The organism is Streptomyces sp. NPDC012508 (assembly GCF_042902595.1).
Lineage (GTDB): Bacteria > Actinomycetota > Actinomycetes > Streptomycetales > Streptomycetaceae > Streptomyces.
The window spans coordinates 528,595-554,822 of the sequence record NZ_JBIBEO010000003.1 but is presented as its reverse complement, the minus strand read 5'-3'; the positions used below and the strand labels follow the sequence as shown (position 1 = coordinate 554,822).

General features: G+C 71.0%; 27 protein-coding genes. 6 read left to right on the top strand and 21 right to left on the bottom strand.

The window, feature by feature from the left end; all coding sequences use genetic code 11:
* The first annotated feature begins 5 nt into the window (after nucleotides 1-5).
* Complete coding sequence (locus ACFY8U_RS13015) at nucleotides 6-365, top strand: DUF192 domain-containing protein (RefSeq protein ID WP_389569257.1); 360 nt, start codon at nucleotides 6-8, stop codon at nucleotides 363-365.
* On the opposite strand, the gene ACFY8U_RS13010 is transcribed toward ACFY8U_RS13015, so the two are convergent.
* The gene (locus ACFY8U_RS13010) at nucleotides 337-1,506 is read right to left on the bottom strand and encodes a hypothetical protein (protein WP_389569255.1); all 1,170 of its coding nucleotides are present in this window, start codon (nucleotides 1,504-1,506) and stop codon (nucleotides 337-339) included. The two genes, ACFY8U_RS13015 and ACFY8U_RS13010, sit on opposite strands and share 29 nt — an antisense overlap.
* Nucleotides 1,507-1,709: 203 nt before the next feature.
* On the bottom strand, nucleotides 1,710-2,045 hold the full coding sequence (locus tag ACFY8U_RS13005) for a hypothetical protein (RefSeq protein ID WP_361596938.1): 336 nt from the start codon (nucleotides 2,043-2,045) through the stop codon (nucleotides 1,710-1,712).
* A 154-nt stretch (nucleotides 2,046-2,199) separates the two neighbouring features.
* On the opposite strand from ACFY8U_RS13005, the gene ACFY8U_RS13000 reads away from it, so the two are divergent.
* On the top strand, nucleotides 2,200-3,180 hold the full coding sequence (locus tag ACFY8U_RS13000; RefSeq protein ID WP_389569252.1) for an endonuclease domain-containing protein: 981 nt from the start codon (nucleotides 2,200-2,202) through the stop codon (nucleotides 3,178-3,180).
* A gap of 155 nt (nucleotides 3,181-3,335) precedes the next feature.
* Here the strand turns inward: ACFY8U_RS13000 and ACFY8U_RS12995 are convergent, their stop codons facing one another.
* The 14 genes from ACFY8U_RS12995 to ACFY8U_RS12930 form a co-directional block, all read right to left on the bottom strand.
* A complete protein-coding gene (locus tag ACFY8U_RS12995) occupies nucleotides 3,336-3,878 on the bottom strand; it encodes a DUF1707 domain-containing protein (RefSeq protein WP_389569250.1) in 543 nt (180 codons plus the stop codon).
* Nucleotides 3,879-3,980: 102 nt separating this feature from the next.
* Nucleotides 3,981-4,583, bottom strand: coding sequence for an OmpA family protein (locus tag ACFY8U_RS12990; RefSeq protein ID WP_389569247.1), 603 nt, complete (start codon nucleotides 4,581-4,583; stop codon nucleotides 3,981-3,983).
* A gap of 11 nt (nucleotides 4,584-4,594) precedes the next feature.
* A complete protein-coding gene (locus tag ACFY8U_RS12985) occupies nucleotides 4,595-5,131 on the bottom strand; it encodes a hypothetical protein (RefSeq protein WP_389569244.1) in 537 nt (178 codons plus the stop codon).
* 62 nt (nucleotides 5,132-5,193) lie between these two features.
* Nucleotides 5,194-5,868 carry a pilus assembly protein TadG-related protein gene (locus ACFY8U_RS12980; RefSeq protein WP_389569242.1) on the bottom strand — a complete coding sequence of 225 codons (675 nt, stop codon included), beginning with the start codon at nucleotides 5,866-5,868 and terminating at the stop codon, nucleotides 5,194-5,196.
* On the bottom strand, nucleotides 5,868-6,083 hold the full coding sequence (locus tag ACFY8U_RS12975; protein ID WP_389569239.1) for a Flp family type IVb pilin: 216 nt from the start codon (nucleotides 6,081-6,083) through the stop codon (nucleotides 5,868-5,870). Before ACFY8U_RS12975 ends, ACFY8U_RS12980 begins: the two co-directional genes overlap by 1 nt.
* 126 nt (nucleotides 6,084-6,209) lie before the next feature.
* Entirely contained in the window at nucleotides 6,210-6,911 is a 702-nt protein-coding gene (locus ACFY8U_RS12970) for a response regulator (RefSeq protein ID WP_389569236.1), read from the bottom strand.
* A 45-nt stretch (nucleotides 6,912-6,956) separates the two neighbouring features.
* Complete coding sequence (locus tag ACFY8U_RS12965; protein ID WP_361436046.1) at nucleotides 6,957-7,844, bottom strand: DUF5936 domain-containing protein; 888 nt, start codon at nucleotides 7,842-7,844, stop codon at nucleotides 6,957-6,959.
* 11 nt (nucleotides 7,845-7,855) lie between these two features.
* A complete protein-coding gene (locus tag ACFY8U_RS12960) occupies nucleotides 7,856-8,797 on the bottom strand; it encodes a type II secretion system F family protein (RefSeq protein ID WP_389569233.1) in 942 nt (313 codons plus the stop codon).
* 120 nt (nucleotides 8,798-8,917) lie between these two features.
* Entirely contained in the window at nucleotides 8,918-10,261 is a 1,344-nt protein-coding gene (locus ACFY8U_RS12955) for a CpaF family protein (RefSeq protein ID WP_389569230.1), read from the bottom strand.
* Between the two features lie 2 nt (nucleotides 10,262-10,263).
* The gene (locus ACFY8U_RS12950; RefSeq protein ID WP_389569227.1) at nucleotides 10,264-10,632 is read right to left on the bottom strand and encodes a TadE family protein; all 369 of its coding nucleotides are present in this window, start codon (nucleotides 10,630-10,632) and stop codon (nucleotides 10,264-10,266) included.
* Entirely contained in the window at nucleotides 10,629-10,961 is a 333-nt protein-coding gene (locus ACFY8U_RS12945) for a TadE/TadG family type IV pilus assembly protein (protein ID WP_389569225.1), read from the bottom strand. The genes ACFY8U_RS12950 and ACFY8U_RS12945 overlap by 4 nt, the downstream gene beginning before the upstream one ends.
* A gap of 45 nt (nucleotides 10,962-11,006) precedes the next feature.
* Nucleotides 11,007-12,314, bottom strand: coding sequence for a CpaE family protein (locus ACFY8U_RS12940; RefSeq protein WP_389569222.1), 1,308 nt, complete (start codon nucleotides 12,312-12,314; stop codon nucleotides 11,007-11,009).
* Nucleotides 12,315-12,321: 7 nt separating this feature from the next.
* Nucleotides 12,322-13,026, bottom strand: a complete 705-nt coding sequence (cpaB, locus tag ACFY8U_RS12935; protein WP_389569219.1) for a Flp pilus assembly protein CpaB — start codon at nucleotides 13,024-13,026, stop codon at nucleotides 12,322-12,324.
* A gap of 33 nt (nucleotides 13,027-13,059) precedes the next feature.
* On the bottom strand, nucleotides 13,060-14,001 hold the full coding sequence (locus ACFY8U_RS12930) for a hypothetical protein (RefSeq protein ID WP_389569216.1): 942 nt from the start codon (nucleotides 13,999-14,001) through the stop codon (nucleotides 13,060-13,062).
* Nucleotides 14,002-14,436: 435 nt separating this feature from the next.
* Here ACFY8U_RS12930 and ACFY8U_RS12925 point away from each other — a divergent pair, with 435 nt between their 5' ends.
* Complete coding sequence (locus ACFY8U_RS12925) at nucleotides 14,437-16,137, top strand: chitinase (protein WP_389569213.1); 1,701 nt, start codon at nucleotides 14,437-14,439, stop codon at nucleotides 16,135-16,137.
* 122 nt (nucleotides 16,138-16,259) lie between these two features.
* Here ACFY8U_RS12925 and ACFY8U_RS12920 read toward each other — a convergent pair whose 3' ends face one another.
* Nucleotides 16,260-17,537: an Nramp family divalent metal transporter gene (locus tag ACFY8U_RS12920; protein ID WP_389569210.1), complete on the bottom strand. Its 1,278-nt coding sequence runs from the start codon at nucleotides 17,535-17,537 to the stop codon at nucleotides 16,260-16,262.
* A 191-nt stretch (nucleotides 17,538-17,728) separates the two neighbouring features.
* Between ACFY8U_RS12920 and ACFY8U_RS12915 the strand changes: the two genes are divergently transcribed.
* Entirely contained in the window at nucleotides 17,729-19,066 is a 1,338-nt protein-coding gene (locus ACFY8U_RS12915) for a M14 family metallopeptidase (protein WP_361668120.1), read from the top strand.
* Between the two features lie 138 nt (nucleotides 19,067-19,204).
* Here the strand turns inward: ACFY8U_RS12915 and ACFY8U_RS12910 are convergent, their stop codons facing one another.
* The 4 genes from ACFY8U_RS12910 to ACFY8U_RS12895 form a co-directional block, all read right to left on the bottom strand.
* Nucleotides 19,205-20,671, bottom strand: a complete 1,467-nt coding sequence (locus ACFY8U_RS12910) for a GntP family permease (protein WP_389569207.1) — start codon at nucleotides 20,669-20,671, stop codon at nucleotides 19,205-19,207.
* 95 nt (nucleotides 20,672-20,766) lie between these two features.
* Nucleotides 20,767-21,177, bottom strand: coding sequence for a RidA family protein (locus ACFY8U_RS12905; RefSeq protein WP_361436022.1), 411 nt, complete (start codon nucleotides 21,175-21,177; stop codon nucleotides 20,767-20,769).
* Nucleotides 21,174-21,935, bottom strand: coding sequence for an IclR family transcriptional regulator (locus ACFY8U_RS12900; RefSeq protein ID WP_361596878.1), 762 nt, complete (start codon nucleotides 21,933-21,935; stop codon nucleotides 21,174-21,176). The genes ACFY8U_RS12905 and ACFY8U_RS12900 overlap by 4 nt, the downstream gene beginning before the upstream one ends.
* Nucleotides 21,932-23,071 carry a sugar kinase gene (locus ACFY8U_RS12895; protein WP_389569726.1) on the bottom strand — a complete coding sequence of 380 codons (1,140 nt, stop codon included), beginning with the start codon at nucleotides 23,069-23,071 and terminating at the stop codon, nucleotides 21,932-21,934. Before ACFY8U_RS12895 ends, ACFY8U_RS12900 begins: the two co-directional genes overlap by 4 nt.
* Nucleotides 23,072-23,252: 181 nt before the next feature.
* Here ACFY8U_RS12895 and ACFY8U_RS12890 point away from each other — a divergent pair, with 181 nt between their 5' ends.
* On the top strand, nucleotides 23,253-24,536 hold the full coding sequence (locus ACFY8U_RS12890; protein WP_389569205.1) for an amino acid deaminase: 1,284 nt from the start codon (nucleotides 23,253-23,255) through the stop codon (nucleotides 24,534-24,536).
* Between the two features lie 14 nt (nucleotides 24,537-24,550).
* On the top strand, nucleotides 24,551-26,155 hold the full coding sequence (locus tag ACFY8U_RS12885; RefSeq protein ID WP_389569202.1) for an amidohydrolase family protein: 1,605 nt from the start codon (nucleotides 24,551-24,553) through the stop codon (nucleotides 26,153-26,155).
* The last annotated feature ends 73 nt before the right edge of the window (nucleotides 26,156-26,228 follow it).

Sequence of the window (26,228 nt, the reverse complement as noted above, 5' to 3'; positions counted from 1 at the left end):
CCCCCATGGGGAGATGGCATGACGGGGCGGGAACACTGACCGTGCCCAGCGGACACGTGGGGCTGGAGATCGCCACCACCTACCGCGCGCGGCGGCGCGGCCTGCTCGGCCGGGACGGGGTCGATGGCGCGATGCTCATCACCCCGACCAACAGCATCCACACCTTCGGTATGCGCTTCACCATCGACGTGGCCTACCTGGACCGGAACCTCACGGTCCTCGCCGTGGTCACCATGAGGCCGGGGCGGCTCGGCATGGTGCGCCCGCGCGCCCGGCACGTCCTCGAGGCGGAGGGCGGGGCGATGGCCGGCTGGGGGCTGCGGAAAGGCGTACGGGTCACGGTGGTCCCGACCCGAGCAGGGTGAACGCGCCGTACGCGCCCGACGCGAGTGCGAGGCCGGTGAGCACCAGGACCCGGTTGCGTACACGGAGCCGTACGAGCGCCGCCGCGGCCGGCAGCAGAAGGCCGAACGCCGGCATCATCAGACGCGGCCTGGAGCCGAAGTACGCGGCGCCGATGAGCGAGACGACCACGACCCCGATCGTGTACACGAGCAGCGGCAGCGGCTGCTTCTGCCGTACACACAGGACGACGAGCCAGCCGAGCAGGGCGAGCACGGCGCACAGACCGAGCGCGGCGAGCGGTGGCAGACCCCAGATGAAGCGGGCGAGGGCGACACCGCCGTCGACGGAGTTGCCCCAGGCGGCCTGGACGTCGAAGTAGGCGGTGACGCTGCCCTCGCGCACACCGACGTAGACGATGTACGCGAGCCAGCCCAGGGGCGCGAGGAGGACACCGGCCACCATCCGGGCGGGCAGCTTCCGTTCGCGGACGACGCAGACGACGGCGGTGATCCCGATGGCGGCGATCAGGGCGGCGGCCGTCGGCCGGGTGAGCCCGGCGAGCGCGCACAGCGCTCCGGCCAGGATCCAGCGGTCGCGCAGCACGGCCAGGACCGACCAGGCGGCGAGGGCGGTGAAGAGCGTCTCGGTGTACGCCATCGACTGCACGAACGCGGTCGGGTACACCCCCCAGAGGACGGCGAGCACGACACCGACCGACCGCCCGGCGATGTGGGAGCCGACCGCGTAGATGCCCCAGGCGGCGGCGAGCGAGGCGGTCCAGGAGACGAGGAGTCCCGCGGTGGCCGCGTCGACGGGGAGGACGGTGGACAGGGCCCGTTCGAGGGCCGGGAAGAGAGGGAAGAAGGCCAGGTCGGAGTGGACGCTGCCGTTGGGGAGCGTGACCTCGTACCCGTAACCGTTCTCGGCGATACGGACGTACCAGACGGAGTCCCAGCGGCCCGACAGCCGGTGCAGCCCGTCCTTGCCGGTCGCGACGGCGGCGAGGGCGAGGATCGCGAGGCCGATGACTCGGGTGGCGGCGTAGCCGCAGAGGGCGAGGGCGGGCGAATCGCGAGAGTCGACGGAATCACGCGAATCGGGTGACTCCCGTGAATCCGGTAAATCCGGTGAATCCGTGGTGCGGGGCCGGTCTGGGGACATGCGCTCGATTATGTCCGCCGACCGGAACCGCTCGACGACCCGCCCGGGGGCGGGAGGCGTCCGGCGACGGGCCCAGGCGCCTGGCGGCCGGCCGGGGGCACAGGAGGCGGGCGGCGGTCGGCGGGCGGCCGGGAATCAGGCCGTCATGGGACCGCGGGGAAGTCTGGAGCCGTCATGGGGCCGGCCGGGGGGGCGGGGGCCGCTCACCCCGTCGGGCGGATACGGCCGAACCGCGCGGCCATGACCGGGCCGAGCTCCTGCACGATGGCGTATCCGGGCTCATGGGGATACGGCAGGTCGTTGAGGAACGACGTGACGATGACCTCGTCGACGCCGAGTTCCCCGCGGGCGCTCTGCTCCTCCAGGAAGTCGAGCGTACGGCGCCAGTCGGCGGCCGACGGGTCCTCGCCAAGGAAGGACCGCACGGTGTTCTGGACGACGTCCCAGAAGAACACGTGCGGGTGCACGCCGCCCTGACTGAAGACGTGGTCGTCGTACGCGCCCCGGAACTCGGGGATGTGCGTCACAAGGTCGCTCACCAGTCGCACGCTGGGGGATGTCGTTTCCATCGGCAGTCCACTTCGGAGCAGCAGTCCCGGCGCCCGTTCCGCCCGTTCCGACCAGGATGCGGCATAGAGGCGCAAGTTATCCACAGGGGATGCGAACGTTCCCCCGTCCGTGGATCGTTGAGTCATGGCGGGAGAGACGGAGGAGCTGGTGAGGATCGCCCGGGGCGGGGTGCTTCTCACCGTGTGGGCGTACGGGGCCGGCTGGCCGCAGGGCCGTGTGGCGGGGCGGCTCCGCGCGGAGGGCTGGCAGCGGATCTGCCGGGGCGCATGGGCGGCCCCGGGCAAGGACGTCGACTGGCGTGTCCGAGCCCGGGCCCACCAGCTGCTCCGCCCGGAGCTGGTGTGCAGCCATGGCACGGCGGCGGCACTGCACCGGATCGAAGTACTCGGGGGGAGGGGGGTGGGGGCGGGGGTGGGGCCCCCGGTGGGGCGGGAGGAACGGGAGGAGCTGGACTTCACGGTGCCGCGGCCGGGCGCCTCTTCCCGTACCGCCGAAGGAGTGCGCGTCCACTCCACGGAGTTCCTGGCCGAGGGTGACTGCGTCATGCGCGGGGGCCTTCGGGCGACAAGCCCCGCGCGGACGGTCGGCGACCTGATACGGAGCTGCGGCACGCGTGAGCGGGCGGTCGTGGTGGCGGACTCGGCCCTGTCGCGCCGCACGGTCAAAGGCGTCCGCCGTGAGCCGGTCGTCCACCACGAGGAGCTGGCGGTCGAGCTGTCCGCGCCCCGGCCGGGCGCGGCCCGGGCCCGCCGCTGGCTGCCGCTCGCCGATCCGGCGTGTGGCTCCCCCGCGGAGACGGTCGCCCGCCTCCGTATGCGGGACGCGGGCCTCCGCCCCGAGTCCCAGCCGCTCCTCCACACCCGGGCCGGCCGCTCCCTGCGCCCCGACTTCCTCTTCCGGGTGGAGGGCCTGGCGGTCGAGATCGAGGGCTACACCTTCCATGGCAGCCGCCAGGCCCACGACCGCGACATCCGCCGCTACAACGAGCTCGCGGACTGCCCGGAGGTCTGCCGGGTCCTGCGCTTCACGGCGCGGGACGTCTTCCACCGCCCGGACTCGGTGATCGCGACGATCCGGGGGGTGTTGGGGCAGCTGAGCTCGTGAGCGGGGCGTGGGCGGGTCGGTTGCGTGCGGTGCCGGGTGCGGTGGAGGGTGCCTGGCATGGCGTGCGGTGCGGGGGCCCTGGCGGGTGCAAGGCCTGACGCCTGATGCCGGGTGGCGGGCGGCGGGCGGCGGGCGGCGGGCGGCGCGGGGGAACCTCAGCGCCGCGCGTGGCGGATCTTCAGCCGTCCGTATCCCATGGCCCCGGAGATCCGGATCCTCGGCCCGCCCGGGCGGGAGCCCTGCGGGGGCTTGTAGCGCACGTCCTTCCACCCGGTGGTCAGATCCTCCATCTCGACGATCGCGTCGCGAGGCACCGTGATCTTCGCCCGGCCCGTACCGAGCTGAAGCTCGATGTCGACCGCCGAATGTTCGATGACCGCCTGGGACAGGTCCAGATGCAACCGGCCGAACGCGGATTCGACCTTCAGGCTCCGAGGGACCCGCCACGCACCGCGCCGCTTGATCCGTCCGCTCGCGGCGCCGATCGTGGACGTCGTGATGGCCTTCTCCTCCGGGAGCGAGGCCAGAGCGGACGCGAGCTCGCCGCGCGTCTTGACGGTGAGTACCTGGTGGAGGCGCTCGTCCAGGTCCTCGTGCGAGACGCGCCCTTCGGCGTACGCCTCCTGCAGGCGCCGCACAGCCGTGTCGCGGTCGTCGTCGCCGATCGGTCGCGATCGGTCTTCCGGAAGAGCGGTCACCTTGTCACTCTACTTCCGTACCGGCGACGCGAATACGCCAAAGTCCTTAGCTGGCAGGCAGTTTGAAAGCGCCACACGCGAGTCTTGCGGGCCAGCGCAGCGCTAGGGCGTGGTTCGGGGGAACGAGATCTCGACGCGACGGTTCTTGGTGCGGCCTTCCTCGGTGGCGTTGTCGGCGATCGGGTAGTCCTCGCTGTATCCGCGGATGTCGAAGGTCTTCCCCGGATCGAGGGTCTTGGACAGCTCCTGCTGCACGGCGTCGGCGCGCTGCTTGGAGAGCTTGAGACCGTGCTCGTACGTCCCGAGGTTGTCGGTGAATCCGAAGACGCGGACGCGGCTGGAGTTCTGCTTGTTGATCTCCACGGCGATGGCGGCGATACGGGCGGTGGCGGCGGGGCTGAGCTTGGCACTGTCCTTGCCGAAGAGCACCTCGGCCTGGAGCGCGAAGGTCACGTCGACGTTGGTGTCCTCCCGCCTCTGCTCCCCGCCCTCTTCCTCGACGACCTGCTTGATGTCGAGAACCTTGGGCGCGTCGAGGGTAGCCCCGTCGGGAAGCATGAGTTCGGGCGAGTTGGCGTCGATCGCGGGGGGCGGGGAGGCGCTGGAGGTGGAGTTGGAGGGATCGTCGGCGAGGGCGGGGGTGGCTCCGCCGACGTAGAGGACGAGAGTGAAGGCGGCGAGGGCGGCGAGGCGGTGGGGAGTCATGGCGGCGTCCGTCAGGAGAGTTTGATGGTGCCGGGTTCGAAGGTGGGGAGCTGGAAGGTCACTTCGGTAGTTCCTTCCGCGGGGGCGGGGAACTGCATGAAGACTTCGGCCGATTCCTGGGCGCCGACCAAGGCGAGGCCAGTCGTGGTCAAGGGCCGTCCGTCCGTGTCACGGAGGACGTAGTAGCGCTTCTTCGCCACTCCGTCCACCAGAGTCGCGCCGCCTAGGGAATCGCCGTGCTTCAGTACTTCAGTCTCGTCACCCCTCATCTCGGGGACTGCCTGTCCCTTGTCTCCCGTGTTCTTCAATCGGCCTTTGATCGTGAGGAAGCCGCCCGGGTCGCGCTTGGCCGAGGTGATCGTCAGTTCGAAGCCGTTCGGCCCTTTGAGTACGGCCAGCACCTCTTCCGGCGCTTCCGACTGGGGCTTCTCGTTGCCTTCGCTCTTGCTCGGAGCCGCAGAGCTCACGGGCGGCTGACTCTTCGGAGGCTCGTCCTCGCTGCCGCAGCCGGCTACGCCGAGGACCAGGCCGGCCGCGGTGACCGCCACGGCCCACCTCCTGAGGGCCGTCGTTGCGTACCGAACACTCATGAACGGGAATCCTTCGTTTGTCAGTCGGCCAGTCGAACGATGAAGAGGTCGGCGACGGTGGGGAGCTCCGGCCGGTCGGGGTCGATCGTCCAGGGGACACCGTCGCATGTGAGACCGAGAATCGGGTCGGGTTCTGTCGGCGTGGGGCTCGGATCCGGCTCGGGTTCTTCGGGCGGATCAGGCGGTGCGGGCGGTTCGGGCTCCACGGTCGGTTCAGGAGCGTCGAAGGTGCAGAGCGGCTCGATCACGGCCGTGGCTGTCGCCGTGGCGTGCTGACTTTCCGTACCGGGGATCACCGATCGTCCGACGCTGTCGAGGGCGCGCACTTCCACCCGGAAGCCGTGCTCGCCGAAGGTGAGCGGGACGCACCCCTCGCCCGAGAGATTCGCGTCGTTCTTCGCAGCGAACGATGCCGCGCGCTGACAGGCGGCGTACTCGTCGTACTCCCCGCCCGAGAGGAAATCACTCCATTGCGCGGGGTCCAGGATGACCCCCAGCCAGCCGTCCCGCAGTTGGTCGCGAGCGTCTTGGGCCGCCGCCAGCGCTGCGGCGTCGGCAGCCGTTTGGGCGCCGCTTCGGTTCGCTGCGGCCTGGCCGACGGCGAAGTACGCGAACGCGAGAAAGAGCAGGCCCGCCATCACGGTGATGTAGATGGGGAACGCCTGCCCTGAGTCCTTGTCTCTGCCGAACAGCACTAGTCCATGAGTTCGGCGATCTTGTTTGTGATCGCACCCTTGATGGAGCTGCCGATACTCGTGCCGCTGATCGCCACCACGATCGCCACCACCACCACGATGATCCCCAGGTACTCGACCGCCGTCTGCCCGCGGTCGTTCGCCGCCCTGGTGCGGAGCCAGCCGCCGAAGTGCACCTTCGCCCTCGTCGCAGCCTTCAGCATGAGGTCGCTCATGGTCGTCCCCTCCGGATTCGTACGTCCCCGTGCCGATGCCGAGCTCGGCAGGCGCACGGTACGCCCCCAACCCCTCCTCCCCACAGGGCCCGTAGGCCCAAACCCGGGCCCATCTCGTGCCGGTGGTCATGACGCCGCCCGCGTGCCCAGCCAGGCCGCTATGGCTTCGCTGCGGGAGGTGGCGTGGAGTTTCGCGAAGATGCGGTTGATGTGGTTCTTGACCGTTTTCTCGCTGATGAAGCACGTGTCGGCGATCTGCCGGTTGTTGAGGCCCGACGCGATCAGGTCCATCACCTCCCCCTCCCTCACGCTCAGCCCAAAGCGTGCCACATTTGATTGCACCTGCGAAGGCATTCCACCAAATCGCAGTGAATCCGAGACGATTGGCCTTGCGCGACCATGTGCAGTCGCACCTCGCACCACCCCCACCAACGCGTTCGCCGCCGTCGGTGTGAACCGTGCCCGGCCCGCCCGTACGTCGCAGACCGCCGTGACCAGTTCCTCGGCCGTGAACTCGCCGTGGACCAGGTAGCCTCCCGCGCCCAGCCGCAGCGCCTCCTGGACCACTTCGCTCTCGCCGCTGTACGTCAGCATCAGCACGGGTGCCACCCGCACCAGGTGCGGCAGGGCCGTCAGGCCGTCGACCACCGGCATGCGGACGTCGAGGAGGACCACGTCCGGGCGGTGGCGGCGCGTCTCGTCCATCGCCGTGCGGCCGTCGGGGGCCTCCGCGACCACGCGGATGCCCGTACCGGCGGCGTCGAGCAGGGCCCGCACGCCCGCCCGTACGACGGGGTTGTCGTCGGCGACGACCACGGTCAGGGTCATCGCGCGCCCACCCCCTCGGCGCCGTGCAGGGTCGTCGTCACCGCGTCACTCCCCTGTGATCGATCCGAGGTTCGTCCCCGTACCCAGGAACAGACCCGCGCCCAGCAGGATCATCGTCGCCGGGACCATCAGCGTCGTGATCACCATCGTCGCCTTGGGGACCGCCTTCGCGGCCTTCCGGCGGGCGTTCTGCGCGTCCGTCCTCCGCATGTCGTTGGCGATCTGTATCAGCGTCTCCACGATCGGCGCGCCCAGTTCCTCGCCCTGCTGGAGCGCCGTGACGAACTGGGCGACCTGCTCGCTGTCGTTCCGTCGGCGCAGTTCGTCGAAGGCCTCCCGCCGGCTCACGCCCATGTCCATCTGGCGCAGCGTGATGCGGAGTTCGTCCGACCAGGGCCCTTCGTACTGGTCCGCCACCCGGTCGAGCGCCTGCCGGAAGCCGAGACCGGCCGACACGACGACCGCGAGGACGTCGAGGAAGTCCGGCAGCGTCCGCTCGATCTGGTCCTTGCGGATGCGGATCGCCGACCAGATGCCGACCTCGGTCCAGAAGGCGCCGAAGGCGAAGAGCAGCAGCGCGACGAGTACGTCACCCTCGGAGAGCATGATCAGGCCGCCGAGGCCGCCTAGGAAGCCGTAGACGGCGCGCCGGGCTCCGTACCGGTCTATGGTCAGCCCGCCGGGGTTGCCCGCCAGGTCGATGCGGCGGCGGACGGCGTTGACCCGCTTGGGTCCCATCGCGCGCAGGACGGCGGCGGAGTAGCGCATGCCGAGCCGGTCCACGACGGAGTCGACGGCGCCGGTGCGCGTGGAGCCGACCTCCAGGGCGAGTTGCAGGTCGTCGGGGAGTTTGGCGTCGGCCCGGTAGAGGCGGATGCCGTAGCAGATCCCGGCCACGGAGACGGCGGCGGTCAGGGCGAGGAGAAGCTCCATGTCCAGCCTCCTCACACATCGATCTTCGAGAAGCGGCGGATGATGACGAAGCCGACGACGTACAGCGCGAAGGCGGTGACGACGGCGAACTGGCCGAGGCCCGAGCCGGTCATCCGGTCGAGCGCTCCCGGCTGCATGTTGTCGATGAGGAGCAGCGAGCCGATGCCGATGACCGGGACCGCGTACGCCGTCATGCTCACCTGGGACAGCTGTGTACGGACTTCCCTGCGGGTCTCCTTGCGTTCCTCCAGGGTCTCCGTGAGGTTGCGCAGCGAGGAGACGACGGTGCCGCCCGCCTTGTTGGCGAGGACGAGGGTGGTGACGAGGACGACCAGTTCGCGGGAGGGGAGGCGTTCGGCGAGTTCGCCCAGGGCGTCGTCGATGGAGGTGCCGACGGCGAGCTGCTGGGCGACCTTCTCCAGTTCGTCGCCGGCCGGTGCCTCCATCTCGTCGGCGGCCATGCTGAGCGCCATGCGCAGGGCGAGTCCGGCCTGGGTGGCGTTGGCGAGGATCCGTGACAGCTCGGGCAGCTGGTTGATGAACTTCTCGATGCGTTTCTGGCGCTGCCAGTTGAGGAAGCCGATGGCCACCCACAGGCCGAGGAGTCCGCAGATCGGACCGAAGAACGGGGAGAGCGCGGCCTGACCGGCGGTCCACAGCGCGATCACGAGCATCGCCATCGCGACGACGAACTCGCCGGGCGTCACGTCGAGGCCGGTGGCGGAGATCCGCAGCTCCAGTTTCCGTCCGAACGTGGTGCGCCGTACGCGCCGGTCGATGCCGCGAAAGCTTCGTCTGCGGCGGCCGGTGTTCTCCGGGCCGCCGCTCTGGGTCAGCCGTGCGACGAGGGCGGCCCGGTCGGCGGCCCCACGCGCGTACAGGCGGACGCCGAGCACTCCGAGGACGCAGGCGAGCAGCGCGACGCCGGTCACCAGCCAGGTGAGTGAGTTCATCTCCGCCTCATCTCCGCCTCACTCCTCATGTCCGCCTGCCTCCGCTCACGCCGCTTCACTCCGCATGCCTCCGCCTGCCTCCGCCTCACTCCGCATGCCTCCGTCTCATCTCCGCCCCCGCTACTTCGCTTCTCGGGTGGCGAGCTGGTCGTCGGACGCGGCGACGCCGCAGGCCTGTGGGATCGGCTGGCCCGCCAGGTAGAGCCGGTCGGCGACCCGGCGGGGCAGCGGGTGGTACTCGTACACGCCGTAGACGCGTCCGTCGGCCGCGAGCGGCCGGGCGCGGAAGGCGCAGACGGTGGCGAGGGTGAAGCGCTCGCGTCCGTTCGACGCGAGGACGGCGATCTCGGTGACGCGGCGGGTGCCGTCGGCGTGCCGGGTGAGCTGGACGAGGACGTCGACGGCGCTGTTGATCTGGTCCCTGAGCGCTTCGAAGGGGACCTTGACCTCGGACATCGACGCCAGGGTCTGGAGCCGCATGAGGGCGTCCTCGGCCGAGTTGGCGTGGACGGTGGCGAGTGAGCCGTCGTGTCCGGTGGACATCGCCTGGAGCATGTCGAGGGTCTCGCCTCCGCGGACCTCGCCGACGATGATGCGGTCGGGGCGCATGCGCAGGGAGTTGCGGACGAGGTCGCGGATGGTGACCTGGCCGCGGCCTTCGATGTTCGGTGGGCGGCTCTCCAGGCGGATGACGTGGGACTGCTGGAGCTGGAGTTCGGCCGAGTCCTCGATGGTGATGACTCGTTCGCCCTCGGGGATCAGTTCGGAGAGCGCGTTGAGGAGGGTGGTCTTCCCGGTGCCGGTGGCGCCGGAGACGATCACGTTGAACTTGGCCTGGACGAGTCCGGCGAGCAGCAGGACCATCTGTTCGTCGAGCGAGCCGAGGCCGACCATCTCGCGCAGGGTGTACGCGCGGGGGAAGCGGCGGATCGTGAGGGTCGCCCCGGTCAGGGAGAGCGGCGGGATGATCACGTTGACGCGCTCGCCGGACGGCAGCCGGGCGTCGACCATCGGATTGGATTCGTCGACGCGCCGGTTGACGGTGGAGACGATCCGCTCGATGGTCTGCATCAACTGTTCGTGGGAGGCGAAGCGGAGGGGGAGGAGTTCGACCCGGCCCGCCCGCTCGATGTAGATCTGGTCGGGGCCGTTGACCATGATCTCGGTGATGGAGGCGTCTTCGAGGAGCGGTTCGAGGACGCCGAGGCCGAGCGCCTCGTCGACGACGCGGCGGATCAGCTGGGCCCGTTCGGCGGTGGAGAGGACCGGGCCCTCGCGGCTGATGATGTGCCCGAGGACGCGTTCGAGGCGCGCACGGCGCTCGGCGGCGGCGAGGGCCGACATCTCGGTGAGGTCGATCTCCTCGAGGAGCTTGGCGCGGAAGGTGGCGACGAGGTGACCGTCCTCCCTGGCTCCTCCGGCACCGGTCTCGTCGGGGGTGCTGATACGGGCCCGCAGACTCATGGCTACTCGTCCTCCTCGGGCAGGGGCAGGGTGGCGCTCCTCGTCACGGACCCGAATCCGTCCCAGAAGGGGACGACGGACGGGATCCGTACGGTCACGGTCGCCGTGAACTCACCGGATCCCTCCGAAGGGGAGATGCGGCTGCGTTCGGCGACCCAGTCGCTCATCGCGGCGCGGCCCGCCCTCTGCGGGTCGAGTGTCGCCTCGTCGAGCGTGCCGGCCCGCGCGGCTGCCCGTGCGCCGGTGCCCGCCTGCTGTGCGGCGTACGCGACGATGCCGAGCTGGATGCCGGCGAGGGCGACGAGGAGCAGGATGGGCAGGAAGCCGAGGTACTCGACGGCGACCTGACCCCGGTCGCGTGGCTTCCTCATGGCCGGGGCTCCTCTTCCTTCACGGCTCCGGCCTCGGCGGGCACGGTGAAGGGGAAGTCGATCGCACCGGGGAAGAGGACCGGGACCTTCAGCTCCACCGTCGCCTGGGCCAGGTCTCCTGCCGTCGTGCAGCCCACCTGCGCCGACCACGACTCGCCCACGTGCCGCTTCCCCGCCGCCTCGTAGTCGCCGTCCACCGCGCAGACCCGGGCCGCTTCGTCCGCCGCGTTCCCGGCCAGCGTGAAGGTGTAGCCGACCAGGACGCACTGCCAGAGCAGGACGAGCGTGAGCAGGATCAGCGGGACCATGCCGAGGAACTCGACGGCCACCTGCCCTCGGTCGTCCCGCGGTGTACGCCCGGAAGCCGGCATGGCTCAGCGCCCGCCCTTGCCGCGGGTCAGCCGCGCGAGCTGCTTCCCCGTCCCGCCCGCGACCGCGGCCTGCCCGCCGCGACCGCCCTGCCCGCCGCGACCGCCCTGCCCGGCCCGGCCGCCCTGACCGCTCTGCCCGGGGGCGCCGACGAGTCCCAGTTCGCCGGCCAGCGACCAGAGGGCCTGCTTGACGCTGGACCTGGCGTCGAGTTCGTGCATGCGGCCGGCGTCGACGGCGCCTTGCAGCTCCTTGAAGTTGGCGGGGACCACGACGCCCGCGATCCGGGTCCCGGTGATCTTCTGGATGAGGGCGGGCTGGATCTCGGTGGCCCGTGTGTACCGGTTCACCAGGAGGGTGGTCTCCTCCGCCTTGCGGATCTGGAGGCGGTCCCACATCCGTACCGTCCGCTTCGCCGCCCGCACCGCGACGACGTCGGGTGTGGTGACCAGGAGCGCCGTGTCGGCCATTTCGACGGCTGCCGCGTTGGCGCCGTTGAGGTACGTGCCGCAGTCGACGACCACGACGTCGTAGCGGGAGCGCAGCGCGCTGACGATCTGGCGGGCGGAGCGGTCGGCGACGTCCTCGGCGCGTTCGCCCTCCGCGGGGGCGAGGAGCAGGGCGATGCCGGTCTCGTGGACGTACAGGGCGTCCTGGAGGACGCGGGGCGCGATGTCGTCGACGGCCGCGAGGTCGGCGACCGAGCGGCGGAACTGGACGTCGAGGTACGAGGCGATGTCGCCGCCCTGGAGGTCCATGTCGACGAGGGCGACGTTGCGGCCGGAGGCCCGGGCGGCGAGGGCGAGCTGGACGGCGGTGAGGGTGGTGCCGACGCCGCCCTTGGCGCCGCTGACGGTGACCACGGTGCCGCCGGGGCCGGTGAGGACGTCGGCGCCGCCGCCGAGGTGGCGGCGGACCCCGACGGACCACTGGGCGGCGGCCTGGACGCGGCTGGCCAGCTCCTCGTATCCGAGCGGGAGGGTGACGAGGCCTCGGGCGCCGGAGTCCATGGCGGCGGAGAAGAGCACGGGGCTCGCGTCGGCGGTGATGAGGACGACGCCGACGGCGGGGAAGCGGAGGGCGACCTCGCGGACCAGTTCGAGGGCGGGGACCGGGCCGATCCGTTCGTGGACCAGGACGACTTCGGGGAGTTCGGCGACGGACTCGGCGGCCAGCCGGGCGAGGGTGTCGACGAGCTGGGTGGAGTCGGCGACGGGCGGGGCGGGTTCGGCGTCGGGGAGCTGGCTGAGCAGGCTGGTGACGGTCCGGGCCGCGTCGGGGTCGGCGACGGCCGGCAGGATCCTGGTGGTCATACCGGCCTCACTTGTCCTTGTCGAGCGTGTAGGTGCGGTCGCCGGGGGCGAGGGTGGGCTCGCTGCCGGGCGCGACGAGGGCGAGCCGTACGTGTTCGGCGAAGGACTCGGCGTAGGCGACGCGCTGGGTGTCGATCGTGGAGAGCGCGAAGGTGATCGGGACGGCCTCGGTGGGGCGGCTGCTCCGGTCGGTGCGGTCGGAGATGGGGGTGAGTTCGCCGACGTCGAGGACGCGGGCGTTGCTCACGATGACTTTGGACTGGGCGGCCTGGCCGCCCTTCTCGCCGGCGAACGTGGCGTAGATGTTGACCGTGGCACCGGGGGTGATCTTGCCGGCGACCCCCGTGGCGGCGTCGATCATGATGGCGATCTCCTGCTGGCCGGGCTGGAGCGCGGGGCGCGGGACGATCATGTCGGACTGGAGGATCGAGCCGGATTCGAGGGTGGTGACGGCGATCTTCCCTTTGATCTGGTCGAGATCGGTGACGGCGGTGTCCGAAAGCCAGCGCTGCGGCATCGAGATCTTCTCGAACTGCCCGGCGTTCAGCGGGGTGTAGGGCTTCACCTTGCCCTTGATCCGGTACGCCGTCACCTCGGGTCCGACCTTGGAGTTCACGTCGTCGATCACCGAGAGGACTCCGGCGAAGGCAGCGAGGGCGCACAGGACGGACAGCAGCAGGAGGATGACGCCGCGACGCTGGCGGGAGTTCATTGCCGGACAACCTCGATCGGGGGTACGTGTGGCTCAGCGGACGGGGGACGTGAGCGCCCGGGGCACTCGGGACGACCGGAGCGCCCGTGGCTGGGCCGCGGCGGAGGGCGGTCCGGAGGCATGGGATCCGGCGGCGTGCGATCCTCCCGGCAGGGGGGCGGTGAGCGGGGCGCAGCAGAAGGCGCAGCGGTCGCCGATGAGTTCCATCCCGCACCAGTGGCAGGTCTCCCGCCGTACGGAGGCGACCAGTCGGTGGAGGACGGCGATGTCCGGCAGGTACGCGGTGAACTCCACGAGCCGTCCCGTCCCCCACCAGCCGGGCGACTCGGCGGGCAGCGGCGCCTCCTGCACGGCCTGGACCTGCCAGCGCGGGGCGAGGGTGCCGGTGGGCCAGTCGGTCTGCAACTGGCCTCTGGCCAGGAGGAGCTGGGTGCCGAACTCGGGTCCCGCGGGTGGTTCGACGCCCGGTCCGACGCGGACGAGCTGCGGTACGGGTCCGGCCAGGACGGCGAACTGGGAGCCGGGGAGCCAGCCCTTGAGGTGGGACTTCAGGCCGACGGGTACGCGGTCGAGTTTGGCGACCGAGCCGAGGACGGCCCCGGCGTAGATGTAGTGGGCGAGCAGCCTGGCCGCCGAGGCGACGACACCGGGGCCGAAGTCGCAGACGGAGAGCTGGCGCAGCTGCCGGGCGAGGACGGCGACGCCGAGGGGTGGCAGGTCCGTCTTGACCAGGGCGATCCGGTCGCTCTCCAGGAGGGCGCGGCCGGCGTGCAGCCGCTGTTCGGCCGCTTTCGGCAGGGAGGTCGGGCAGAGCACGATCACATGGCCGTAGCGGTCGAGGAGGAGTTGGAGGTCGGCGACGGCGTGGGCGAGCGGTCGGGTCTCGAGTGCGGGCAGGACGGCGGCGGTGGGTGTCTGCTGGTCGGTCGGTGGCAGCACCAGATCGGCGCTGGTGACCGCGATCGCTGTCGGCACGTCGGGCTCCCCGTCCCCATGTCCCCATGACTCACTGCGTTCACCGCGTCACTGCACGGCGGTGCCTCTGCACTTTATCCACGTCCCGCGGGGTGGTGAACACACAATCCGCCAAGCACAACGAGAAATCTGGGCCCGAACGGGTCCTGTGGGGGACTTGACACTGGGCCCTGCATGGGCCCTGCGTGGGCCCCGCCTGGGCCCCCCCGCATGGGTCCGCACCCCAGCCCCGCGCAGGCCCGTGTGTCCGAGCCCCGGCACAGGTCCGCGCCCGCAGCCGCACGCGGCCCCGGCCCCGGCCCCGAGTCCGCCTCCGCCAACGCCCCTGGCCCGCCAGAGGTCTTGACAAGTCGATTGGTCTGGACCAGCTTGTTCCCCCAAGCGGTGGCCACCGTTCCCGACCCCTCCCCACACTCCCCCACCGGAGGCAGCAAAGTGGACCGCACCACCACACGCTCGCGCAGATGGATCGGCAGCGCCCTCGCGCTCGCCGTCGGCTCCGGGCTCGTTCTCGTCGGCGGCGCGGGCACCGCCCAGGCCGCGGACGTCAACGTGGCCAAGAACGCGGGCTTCGAGTCCGGCACCGCCAACTGGACCTGTACCGCGGGCAGCGGCGCCGCGGTCTCCTCGCCGGTACGGACCGGGGCGGGCGCCCTCAAGGCGACCCCGGCCGGCCAGGACAACGCCCGCTGCAGCCAGGTCGTCACGGTCAAGCCCAACTCGACGTACACGCTGAGCGCCTGGGTCCAGGGCGGGTACGCCTACCTCGGCGCGAGCGGGACCGGGACCACGGACGTCTCCACCTGGACCCCCGACAGCTCCTCCTGGAAGCAGCTGACCACCAGCTTCACCACGGGCGCGAGCACCACCTCGGTGACCGTCTACACCCACGGCTGGTACGGCCAGGCGGCCTACCACGTCGACGACGTCTCCGTCTTCGGCCCCGACGGGGGCGGCGGCACGGACCCCGACCCGGTCGTCCCGTCGACCCCGGCCGGCCTCGCCGCGGGCACGGTGACCTCGTCCTCGGTCGCGCTGAGCTGGAACGCGGTCTCCGGCGCCACCGGCTACAAGGTCTACCGCGACGGCGCGCTCGCGCAGACCGTCTCCGGCACCTCGGCCACCGTGACGGGCCTCGCCGCCAACACCTCGTACCAGTTCCAGGTCTCCGCCACCAACGCGGCGGGCGAGTCGGCCCGGTCGACCGCCGTCTCCGCCCGCACCGGCACCACCAACCCGGGCCCGGGCCCGTCCGTCCCCAAGCACGCGCTGACGGGCTACTGGCAGAACTTCAACAACGGCGCGACCGTCCAGAAGCTGCGGGACGTGCAGGCGCAGTACGACATCATCGCCGTCTCCTTCGCCGACTCGACGGCCACGCCCGGCCAGATCGTCTTCAACCTCGACCCGGCCGTCGGCTACGCCTCCGTCGCCGACTTCAAGGCCGACGTCGCGGCCAAGAAGGCGGCCGGCAAGTCGGTCATCATCTCGGTCGGCGGCGAGAAGGGGAACGTCACGATCAACAGTGACGCCTCCGCCACCGCCTTCGCGAACAGCGCGTACGCCCTGATGCAGGAGTACGGCTTCAACGGGGTCGACATCGACCTGGAGCACGGCATCAACTCCACGTACCTGACGAAGGCGCTGCGCCAGCTCTCCGCCAAGGCCGGTTCGTCGATGGTGCTGACGATGGCCCCGCAGACCATCGACATGCAGAACACGGGCACCGAGTACTTCAAGACCGCGCTGGCCGTGAAGGACATCCTCACGGTCGTCAACATGCAGTACTACAACAGTGGCTCGATGCTCGGCTGCGACGGCAAGGTGTACAGCCAGGGCTCGGTGGACTTCCTCACCGCGCTCGCCTGCATCCAGCTCCAGGGCGGCCTCGACGCCTCCCAGGTCGGACTCGGTGTGCCGGCCTCGACCCGCGGCGCGGGCAGCGGCTACGTCGACCCGTCGATCGTGCGGAACGCGCTCGACTGCCTGGCCCGCGGCACCAACTGCGGCTCGTTCAAGCCCTCGCAGACCTGGCCGAACCTGCGCGGTGCGATGACCTGGTCGACCAACTGGGACGCGACGGCCGGCAACGCCTGGTCCAACGCGGTCGGACCGCACGTGCACAACCTCCCGTAGCGGGGACATCGCGTACGAGCAGCGCCGCCGCTCCCCCGGCGGCGCTGCTCGCGCGCGTACACCCCACTCGGCAGAGCACCTCGCTCACCAGGGCGCACCCCACTTGCCAGGGCGCGCCCCGCTCACCAGGGCAGTTCGCGCACCTGCTGGACGCAGAGGACGACGAAGAGCAGCCCGGCCCCCGCGAGCATCGTGTTGCTCAGCGGCCCGTTGCGCCATTCGGCCGGTGTACGGGTGGAGTTGAGGAGCCGGATCAGCGTCAGCGCCAGGAACGGCATGAAGAAGGCGCCGATCACGCCGTACACGATGACGAGGCCGAACGGCTGGTCGAGGAAGAGCAGCGCGATCGGCGGGAAGGTCAGCCAGAGGAGGTACGCGCGGAACGGCAGCGACTTGTCGCGTTCCGTGCCGGCGGGGACGAGGGCGGGCCGGTAGTGCGCCACGAAGTCGGCGAACATCAGGCTGACGCCGTGCCAGACCCCGATGAGCGAGGTGAACGAGGTGGCGAAGAAGCCGACCAGGAAGAGCTTCGCGGTGGCGCTCCCGTACCGCTCGGACAGGACGCCGCTGAGGTCGAGGAGCCCCTTGTCGCCCTTGGCGATCGCGATGCCGGAGGAGTGCAGCAGCTCGGCGCCGACGAAGAGCATCGCGACGACGAAGATGCCGGTGGTGACGTAGGCGACGCGGTTGTCGAGCCGCATCACCTTCATCCAGCCACTGTCCCGCCAGCCCTTGGCGTTGATCCAGTAGCCGTACGCCGCCAGGGTGATGGTGCCGCCGACGCCGCCGACCAGGCCGAGGGTGTAGACGAGGGAGCCGGCGGGGAGGACGGGGACCAGGCCGGCGACGGCGTCGCCGAGGTGGGGCGTGACCCGGACGGCCAGATAGACGGTGACCACGAACATCACGCCGACCAGGACGGTCATGACCTTCTCGAAGACGGCGTACCGGTTGAACCAGACGAAGACCAGGCCGACCAGACCGCACAGCACCGCCCAGGCCTTGAGGTCCATCAGGCCGGGGAAGAGCGCGCTGAGCGGCAGGGCGCTGGAGGACATCGCGGCCGCTCCGTAGACGAAGCCCCAGACGACGACGTAGCCGACGAAGTACACGGTGGTCCACGAGCCGAGGCTGCGCCAGCCGTCGAAGAGGGTGCGTCCGGTGGCGAGATGCCAGCGGCCCGCGGCCTCGGCGAGGGAGATCTTGACGAGGCAGCCGATGACGGCGGCCCAGAGCAGGGTGTAGCCGAACTTCGAGCCCGCGACCAGGGTCGCGACCAGGTCTCCGGCGCCGACGCCGGTGGCCGCGACCACGATGCCGGGGCCTATGGAGCGCCACGCGGCCTTGCGCGGGCGGGCGACCGTGTCACCGGTGCCCTCCTCCCGAGCGATCTCCGCCATGTCCCGACCGCCTTTCACCCGTCGTGTGTGATCTGCTGGTTGGCCCAGGTCACCAAAGCGGGTGCGACGCGACAGCACAAGAGGGCATGGCCGAACTTCCTCTTGACCAGTTCATGTCAGCCGCCGGAGGATGTGCCCGGACACCCGCACAGCCTGTCGCACACCCCCACACTCCCCACCCAGGAGACAGCATGCGACTTCGAACCCGCGGAAGAAGGTCCGCCACCCTCGCGGCCCTTCTGGCGCTCGCCCTCGCGGCGCCTCTCTCCGCCGGCGCGTACCAGGCCGGAGCCGACTCGGAACCGACCGCCGCCACCGAGGAAGTGATCCGCCAGTACGAGATCCACGGCCCGTCCACGGTCGCCGAACGCACCGCGCTCGCCGCGACCGGCGTCTCGATCGACGAGGCGGACGACCACAGCGTCGTCGTCAGCGCCAACTCCGCCCAGCTGCGCAAGCTCCGCGCGCTCGGCCACCGCCCGGAGGCGCTGCCCGCGCCGCCGGACCGGTCGGTCAAGGGCATGGCCGTCGAGCCCTTCGACTTCCCCTCCGCCGACTCGAAGTACCACAACTTCGCGGAGATGAACGCGGAGATCGACCAGCGCCTCACCCAGTACCCGAACATCATGAACAAGCGGGTCATCGGAAAGACGTACCAGGGCCGGGACATCGTCGCCATCAAGATCAGCGACAACGTCGGCACGGACGAGGCCGAGCCCGAGGTCCTCTTCACCCACCACCAGCACGCCCGCGAGCACCTGACGGTCGAGATGGCGCTGTACCTGCTGCGCGAGCTCGGCGCGGGCTACGGCTCCGACAGCCGTGTCACGAACATGGTGAACAACCGCGAGATCTGGATCGTGCCGGACCTCAACCCGGACGGCGGCGAGTACGACATCGCCTCCGGCTCCTACCGCAGCTGGCGCAAGAACCGGCAGCCCAACTCCGGCTCGTCCTACGTCGGTACGGACATGAACCGGAACTGGGACTACAAGTGGGGCTGCTGCGGCGGCTCCTCCGGCTCCAAGAGCTCCGAGACCTACCGGGGCACGGCCCCCGAGTCGGCTCCCGAGGTGAAGGTCGTCGCCGACTTCGTCCGCTCGCGCGTGGTGGGCGGCAAGCAGCAGATCAGGGCGGCGATCGACTTCCACACGTACAGCGAGCTGGTGCTCTGGCCCTACGGCTGGACCACCGCGAACACCGCGCCGGGCCTGACCCAGGACGACCGCGACGCGTTCGCGACCGTCGGCCAGAAGATGGCGGCCAGCAACGGCTACACCCCCGAGCAGTCGAGCGACCTCTACATCACGGACGGGTCGATCGACGACTACCTCTGGGGCGCGCACAAGATCTTCGGCTACACCTTCGAGATGTATCCGGCCTCGTCCTGGAACGGCGGGTTCTACCCGCCCGACGAGGTGATCGAGCGCGAGACGAGCCGCAACAGGGACGCCGTCCTCCAGCTCCTGGAGAACGCGGACTGCATGTACCGCTCGATCGGCAAGCAGGCGCAGTACTGCACAAGCTGACGGTACGAGCCGTCGGCGCGGGCTGACGGCTCGGGCTGACGGCTCGGGCCGACGGCCTGGGCTGACGGCTCGGGCTGACGGTACGAGAAGGGCGCCCCGGGTCTGCGGGGCGCCCTTCTCCCGTCTCCGTACGGAGCGCTAGACCGCCAGGCTCAGGGCGGCCGCGACCGCGAAACCGGCGAGGGAGAGGACCGACTCCAGGACGGTCCAGGACTTCAGGGTGTCGCGCTCCGAGATGCCGAAGTACTTGGACACGATCCAGAAGCCGCCGTCGTTGACGTGCGAGGCGAAGATCGAGCCCGCCGAGATGGCCATGATGACCAGGGCCAGGAAGGCCTGCGAGTGGTCGCCGCCCTCGACCAGGGGCAGGACGATGCCGGCGGTCGTGACGATGGCGACCGTCGCCGAGCCCTGTGCGACGCGCAGGACGAGCGAGATCAGGTAGGCGAGGACGATCACCGGCAGACCGACGTCGTTGAAGGTGTCGGAGAGCGCCTGAGCGACACCGCTCGCCTTGAGCACCGCGCCGAAGACACCGCCGGCACCGACCACGAGCAGGATGTTGCCGACCGGCTTCAGGGAGGACGTGGACACCTGCTCCAGGGACTTGCGGGACCAGCCGCGCCGGATGCCGAGCAGGTAGTACGCGAGGAGGAGCGCGATCGTCAGGGCGACGAACGGGTTGCCGAAGAACTCGATCACGGAGCGGACGGTCGACTCGTCCAGGGCGATGGAGGAGAAGGTCGCGGCGAGGATGAGGACCAGCGGCGTACCGATGATGAGGAGCACGGTGGCGAGGGAGACGGGCGCCTCGGACGCCCCGTCCCTGCGCTCGGCGGCGACCTGGGCCTTGGCGTCCTCCGCGGCCTCGACCATGTCCTGCGGGACCTCGACGAAGACGCGCCTGCCGATCCAGGCGGCGTAGGCCCAGGCGGCGAGGACGGCGGGGATGCCGACGACGACGCCCATCAGGATGACCCAGCCGAGCGAGACGTGGAGCAGTCCCGCGGCGGCGACGGGACCGGGGTGCGGCGGCAGGAAGGCGTGGGTCATGGAGAGCCCCGCGAGGAGCGGCATGCAGTAGAGCAGAATCGATTTTCCGGACCGCTTGGCGGCCGCGTAGACGATCGGCGCGAGGACGAAGATGCCGACGTCGAAGAAGACCGGGATGCCGAAGATCAGTCCGGTGAGACCCATCGCCAGCGGCGCCCGCTTCTCGCCGAAGAGGCCGAGGAGGCGGGAGGACAGCACCTCGGCGCCGCCGGAGACCTCGAGGATCGCGCCCAGCATGGTGCCGAGGCCGATGATGATCGCGACATGGCCGAGGATGCCGCCCATGCCGGTCTCGATGACGGAGGTGGCGGCGGACCTCTGGACCGTGCCGAAGAGTTCGGTGACGGAGAGTCCCGCGGCGAGGCCGACGCTGATGGAGACGGCGAGCAGCGCGACGAACGGCTGCAGTCTGACCTTGATGATCAGGACGAGGAGGAGGGCGATACCGAGGGCGGCGACGGTGAGCAGTCCGGCGGTACCCGGTATCAGCATCAGCAGACCACCCGTGTGGGGTGGGGTCTCGGCGGCGGGAGGTGCGGCGGCGAGCAGCAAGGGGGGCCTCGTTTTTGGGTAGGGGGGAGCGCGGCACGGCGTCCCGGGGCGGACGCCGTGCCGTGGAGCGGCGGTTTCAGGAAGATCAGTCCTGGTCAGCCGAGGACCGCGAGGGCGTCGATCTCGATGAGGAGGCCCTTGGGGAGGCCGACGTAGACCGTCGTACGGGCCGAGGCGGGCGCCTTGAGGCCCTGCTCCTCGAAGTACGCGTTGTAGATCTCGTTCATCTCGGCGAAGTGGTCGACGTCGGTGAGGTAGACGCGCATCATCATCACGTCGTCCCAGCTCGCGCCGCCCTCCTCCAGGATCGCCTTGACGTTGGCGAAGGTCTGGAGGGTCTGCTCGCGCAGGGTGGGGCCGGCGGGGGTGGGTGCCTTGCCCTCCTCGGCGGGCAGGAAGCCGACCTGGCCGGCGACCTGGAGGATGTTGCCCTTCTTGACGCCGTGCGAGAACTTCGCGGGCGGGGCGGTGTGGGTGGCGGGGGTCAGGGCGATCTTCTCGGTCATGTCCGGTCCTTGGTAGGGGTGTTGCCTGAGTAGTCCCGGCTGATGGCGTCGGCGGTGCGGCGCACCAGCGGGAGCAGGGTGAGGAGTTCCTCGGCCGTCACGACCACATTGGGCGCCGAGACCGACATGGCGGCGGCGACGCGGCCGTCGGCGCCGCGGATGGGGGCGCCGATGCAGTTGATGGACTCCTCGTGGCCACCGAGGTCGGTGGCCCAGCCCTGTTCGCGTACGGTCGCCAGCTCCTTGAGGAAGGCGGCCGCGTTGGGGGTCGAACGGGGCGTGTACATGGGGTAGTCGAGCTTGCCGGCGACGGCGCGGCGCTCGGGCTCGGGGAGGTCGGCGAGCAGCAGCTTGGCGACGGCGGCGACGGTGATCGCGACGGGCTTGCCGATGCGGGAGTACATCCGGACGGGGTAGCGGCTCTCGACCTTGTCGATGTAGAGGACCTCGCTCTCCTCGTACACGGCGAGGTGGACGGTGTGTCCGATCTGCTCGTTGAGCGCGGTGAGGTGGGGGTGCGCGATCTCCCGGATGTCGAGGTTCTCGACGGCCTCCTGGGCGAGGGCGAAGAGGCGGGCGCCGAGGCGGTAGCGCTGGTCCTGCTGGCGGTAGACGAGGCCGTGCTCGTGCAGGGTGCGGAGCAGCCGGAGTGCGGTGGACTTGTGCACCCCGAGCCGGTCGGCGACCTGTCCGAGGTCGGCGGGCCCCTGGGCGAGCAGCGGCAGGATGCTGAGCGCGCGGTCGACGGTCTGGCTCATGGCGTACGTACCTCCTGGTCCTCCCCGGTCCAGCCGGGGCCGAGGTGCAGTCTCCCCCAGCCCTCGTCGTCGAGAGCGACGAGCCGGTCGGCGTGTGCGGTACGGGCAGGGGCGCCCAGGTCCCCGGGGACGGTGAGCGCGGCGGCGGCCATCAGGTGTCCGTGCCTGATCCGGGCCGTGGCGCCGAGCCCGCGGAGGGTGGCGGAGAGGAACCCGGCGGCGAAGGCGTCACCGGCACCGACGGGGGCGACGACGTCGACACGGGGGGCGGGGACGGTGGTGACGGTGTCGGAAACTCCAGCCCCGGATTCGGCCCCGCCGGGGGTCCCCCCACGCCCCTGGGCGTGGGGGGAGTTTGAGGCGCGGGGGGCAAATCCAGCCCCGCCGGCGATTGAGGCGCGGGGGTCTGGGGGCGGAGCCCCCAGTTCGGGAAGGGGCGGGGTGGGGAACGGCCCAGCGCAGCGCTCGAAGACCACCGCGCCCGCCGCACCCCGCTTCACGACCAGCACGCCCGGCTCAGGCAGCGCACCCCGTACGGCCTCCGGCCCCACAAGCCCCCACGCCTCCTCCGCCTCGTCCTCCCCCACGAACACCACGTCCGCACCCCGAGCGAGCTCCAGGAGCACCCTGGGTCCCGAGCCGTCGCGCCACAGCCCGGCGCGGAAGTTCACGTCGAAGGAGACGACCGGCCGCCCCTCCCGCGGTGCGGTCAGCGTCCGCATCAGCGCCAGGCTGTCCTCCGACAGCGCGGCGGTGATGCCCGACAGGTGCAGGATCCGCCCGTCCGAGACGTCGCCCCACGCCACCGTCGCCGGCGACATCGCCGACGCCGCGGACCCCGCCCGGTAGTAGGCGACCTCGTGCCCGGCCGTCGCGCGGTCCGTAGCGGTACGGAAGTAGATCCCGGTGGGCCGCACGGCGTCCCGCCCCACCGCCGACACATCGACCCCGTACGCCCCGATCGCCTCCACCAGGTGGTCGCCGAAGCCGTCCGCGCCCACCCGGCTCACCCACTTCACGCGGTGTCCGGCCGCGGCCAGCGCGCAGGCGACGTTGGATTCGGCGCCGCCTATGGTGCGGGCGAAGGAGGGGGCGTCGGCGAGGCGGCCCGGCCGGGAGGGCAGAAAGGTGACCATGGACTCGCCGAGGCAGACGACGTCCACGGGCGGCGCGTCCACGGGCGGGGCTCCGGTCACGTGCGGACTCCTCGTCGGTCATGCGGGTCCATTGACCCGGCGTTGGCCCGGATGTTAGACAGCCTTAAGCGATATGCGCAATGACCGTTGCACATCGTGCAACATTCGACGAGGAGGCTCCATGCCCGCCGACCGGCCCACCCCCCAGCTGGCCAACGAGCGTGTCGACCACCGCTTCAAGGCCCTGCCCCCGGACGCCGAAGGCATGACCGTCGGTGAGCTGGCCGCCCAGCGCCGCAACCTCTTCACGGGCGGCTTCACCACCCCCGTCCTCGCGCTCTCCGCCGAGTCCCTCGAGCACAACCTGCGCCTCCTGGAGACGTACGCCGAACGCCACGGTCTCGCCTTCGCCCCGCACGGCAAGACCTCGATGGCTCCGCAGCTCTTCGACCGCCAGCTGGAGCACGGCGCCTGGGGCATCACCGCCGCCGTCCCGCACCAGGCCCGCGTCTACCGCGCCCACGGCATCGCCCGGATCTTCCTCGCCAACGAGCTCGTCGACGCCCCCGCCCTCCGCTGGCTGGCCGCCGAGCTCGACGCGGATCCCGGCTTCCGCTTCGTCTGCTACGTCGACTCCGTGCGCGGGGTGGAGCTGATGGACGCGGCGCTCACCGAGGCGGGCGCCCGCCGCCCCGTGGACGTCGTCGTCGAGCTCGGCGGCGGCGAGGGAGCCCGTACCGGAGCGCGTACGGAGGCGGACTGCGCCGCCGTCGCCGACGCCGTGGCCGCGACCACGACCCTGCGCCTGGTCGGCGTGGCGGGCTACGAGGGCGAGGTCCCGCGGGCGGACACCGACCGCGTCCACGCCTGGCTGCGACGGCTGACCGCCATCGCCGCGGAGTTCGACAAGGCCGGCCGCTTCTCCCCGGAGATCGAGGAGATCGTGATCAGCGCGGGCGGCAGCGCCTGGTTCGACGCGGTCGCCGACGTCTTCGCGGAGATCCCCGAACTCTCTCTCCCCGTACTGAAGTTGCTTCGCTCGGGCGCCTACGTCTCGCACGACTCCGGCCACTACCGCGAGCTCACCCCGTTCAACCGGGTCCCCGACGAGGGCGCGCTCCAGCCCGCGTTCCGGCTCTGGGCACAGGTCGTCTCCCGCCCGACGCCCGAGCAGGCGTTCACCAACGCGGGCAAGCGCGACGCCGCGTACGACCTCCACCTCCCCGAGGCGCAGGTCGTCCGCGACGCCCGCACGGGCGCGGTCCGCCCCGCCGACGGCATCGCGGTCACCGGCCTCTCCGACCAGCACGGCTGGGTACGGACGGAGCCGGGCGCCGAGATCGAGGTGGGCGACTGGCTGGGCATGGGCCTGTCCCACCCCTGTACGTCCTTCGACAAGTGGCAGCTGATCCCGCTGGTCGAGGCGGACGGCACGGTCGTCGACTACATCCGTACCTTCTTCTAGAGGAGCCGGCCACCATGGACCTCGTCATCCGCGACGTGGACGTCATCGACGGCTCGGGCGGGGACTCGTACCGCGCCGACGTCGCCGTCGACGGCGGCCGGATCGCCGCCATCGTCAAGGAGGCCGCGGCGGCGGGCTGCCAGCGCCCCACCGCCCGGCGTGTCCTGGACGCCGAGGGCCTCGCGCTGTCCCCCGGCTTCATCGACATGCACGCCCACAGCGACCTCGCGCTGCTCCGCGACCCGGAGCACACCGCGAAGGCCGGGCAGGGCGTGACCCTCGAAGTCCTGGGCCAGGACGGGCTGTCGTACGCGCCGGTCGACGACCGCACGCTCGCGGAGGTCCGCCGGGCGATCACGGGCTGGAACGGCGACGGGTCCGACATCGACTTCGACTGGCGCACGGTCGGCGAGTACCTGGACCGTCTCGACCGCGGGATCGCGGTGAACGCGGCGTATCTGATCCCCCAGGGGACGGTACGCATGTACGCGGTCGGCTGGGACGACCGCCCGGCGACCGAGGCCGAGACGGACCGGATGCGGCAGCTCGTCGCGGAGGGCATGGAGCAGGGCGCGGTGGGCATGTCCTCCGGCCTGACCTACACCCCCGGCATGTACGCGCCTGATTCCGAACTCGCCGAACTCTGCAAGGTCGTGGCCGGGTACGGGGGCTACTACTGCCCGCACCACCGCTCGTACGGCGCCGGTGCGCTCCAGGCGTACGCGGAGATGGTCGCCCTCACCCGGGACGCGGGCTGCGCGCTGCACCTGGCGCACGCGACGATGAACTTCGGTGTGAACAAGGGCCGGGCGCCGGACCTCCTGGCCCTCCTCGACGAGGCGCTGGAGCAGGGCGCCGACATCACCCTCGACACCTACCCGTACACGCCCGGCTGCACGACCCTCGTGGCGATGCTGCCGAGCTGGGCGAGCGAGGGCGGTCCGGAGGCGGTCCTGGCGCGGCTCCAGGACGCGGAGACCTCGGAACGCATCCGCCACCACCTGGAGGAGGTCGGCTCGGACGGCTGCCACGGGGTGCCGATCGAGTGGGACACGATCGAGATCTCCGGGGTGAGCGACCCGGCTCTGGCGTCCTTCGTGGGCAGGACGATCGCGCGGTCCGCCGAGATACGCGGCGAGGCGCCGTGGGTCACGGCCCGCCGGCTGCTGATCGAGGACCGGCTCGGCTCGACGATCCTCCAGCACGTCGGGCACGAGGAGAACGTCCGCACGATCATGCGCCATCGGGTCCACACGGGCGGCTCGGACGGCATCCTCCAGGGCCTCAAGCCGCATCCGCGGGCTTACGGGACGTTCCCGGAGTACCTGGGGAAGTACGCACGGGACGAGGGCGTCCTCTCGCTGGAGGAGTGCGTGGCGCACCTGACCTCCCGCCCGGCTGCCCGGCTCCGCCTCCCGGACCGGGGCCTGGTCCGGGAGGGCTACGTCGCGGACCTGGTCCTCTTCGACCCGGCGACGGTCGCGGCCGGCTCGACGTACGCCGCCCCGCGCACCCTCCCGGTGGGCATCCCGCACGTCCTGATCGACGGAAAGTTCGTGATCGAGGACGGCAGGCGGACGGATGTCCTGGCCGGCCGGGCCGTCAGGAGGCAACCGTGACGTGACGGGCGTCCGGTGCGCGGCCGCGTCACCGGCCGATTCCGGTGAGCCCGTCGCCGAGCACGTCGGCGCC

Bases quoted from the DNA above. Each gene is read 5' to 3' on its own strand.
- ACFY8U_RS13015 (WP_389569257.1), top strand. From the start codon at position 6: ATGGGGAGATGGCATGACGGGGCGGGAACACTGACCGTGCCCAGCGGA.
- ACFY8U_RS13010 (WP_389569255.1), bottom strand. From the start codon at position 1,506: ATGTCCCCAGACCGGCCCCGCACCACGGATTCACCGGATTTACCGGAT.
- ACFY8U_RS13000 (WP_389569252.1), top strand. From the start codon at position 2,200: ATGGCGGGAGAGACGGAGGAGCTGGTGAGGATCGCCCGGGGCGGGGTG.
- ACFY8U_RS12990 (WP_389569247.1), bottom strand. From the start codon at position 4,583: ATGACTCCCCACCGCCTCGCCGCCCTCGCCGCCTTCACTCTCGTCCTC.
- ACFY8U_RS12975 (WP_389569239.1), bottom strand. From the start codon at position 6,083: ATGAGCGACCTCATGCTGAAGGCTGCGACGAGGGCGAAGGTGCACTTC.
- ACFY8U_RS12970 (WP_389569236.1), bottom strand. From the start codon at position 6,911: ATGACCCTGACCGTGGTCGTCGCCGACGACAACCCCGTCGTACGGGCG.
- ACFY8U_RS12965 (WP_361436046.1), bottom strand. From the start codon at position 7,844: ATGGAGCTTCTCCTCGCCCTGACCGCCGCCGTCTCCGTGGCCGGGATC.
- ACFY8U_RS12960 (WP_389569233.1), bottom strand. From the start codon at position 8,797: ATGAACTCACTCACCTGGCTGGTGACCGGCGTCGCGCTGCTCGCCTGC.
- ACFY8U_RS12955 (WP_389569230.1), bottom strand. From the start codon at position 10,261: ATGAGTCTGCGGGCCCGTATCAGCACCCCCGACGAGACCGGTGCCGGA.
- ACFY8U_RS12950 (WP_389569227.1), bottom strand. From the start codon at position 10,632: ATGAGGAAGCCACGCGACCGGGGTCAGGTCGCCGTCGAGTACCTCGGC.
- ACFY8U_RS12940 (WP_389569222.1), bottom strand. From the start codon at position 12,314: ATGACCACCAGGATCCTGCCGGCCGTCGCCGACCCCGACGCGGCCCGG.
- cpaB (WP_389569219.1), bottom strand. From the start codon at position 13,026: ATGAACTCCCGCCAGCGTCGCGGCGTCATCCTCCTGCTGCTGTCCGTC.
- ACFY8U_RS12920 (WP_389569210.1), bottom strand. From the start codon at position 17,537: ATGGCGGAGATCGCTCGGGAGGAGGGCACCGGTGACACGGTCGCCCGC.
- ACFY8U_RS12915 (WP_361668120.1), top strand. From the start codon at position 17,729: ATGCGACTTCGAACCCGCGGAAGAAGGTCCGCCACCCTCGCGGCCCTT.
- ACFY8U_RS12905 (WP_361436022.1), bottom strand. From the start codon at position 21,177: ATGACCGAGAAGATCGCCCTGACCCCCGCCACCCACACCGCCCCGCCC.
- ACFY8U_RS12900 (WP_361596878.1), bottom strand. From the start codon at position 21,935: ATGAGCCAGACCGTCGACCGCGCGCTCAGCATCCTGCCGCTGCTCGCC.
- ACFY8U_RS12895 (WP_389569726.1), bottom strand. From the start codon at position 23,071: ATGGTCACCTTTCTGCCCTCCCGGCCGGGCCGCCTCGCCGACGCCCCC.
- ACFY8U_RS12890 (WP_389569205.1), top strand. From the start codon at position 23,253: ATGCCCGCCGACCGGCCCACCCCCCAGCTGGCCAACGAGCGTGTCGAC.
- ACFY8U_RS12885 (WP_389569202.1), top strand. From the start codon at position 24,551: ATGGACCTCGTCATCCGCGACGTGGACGTCATCGACGGCTCGGGCGGG.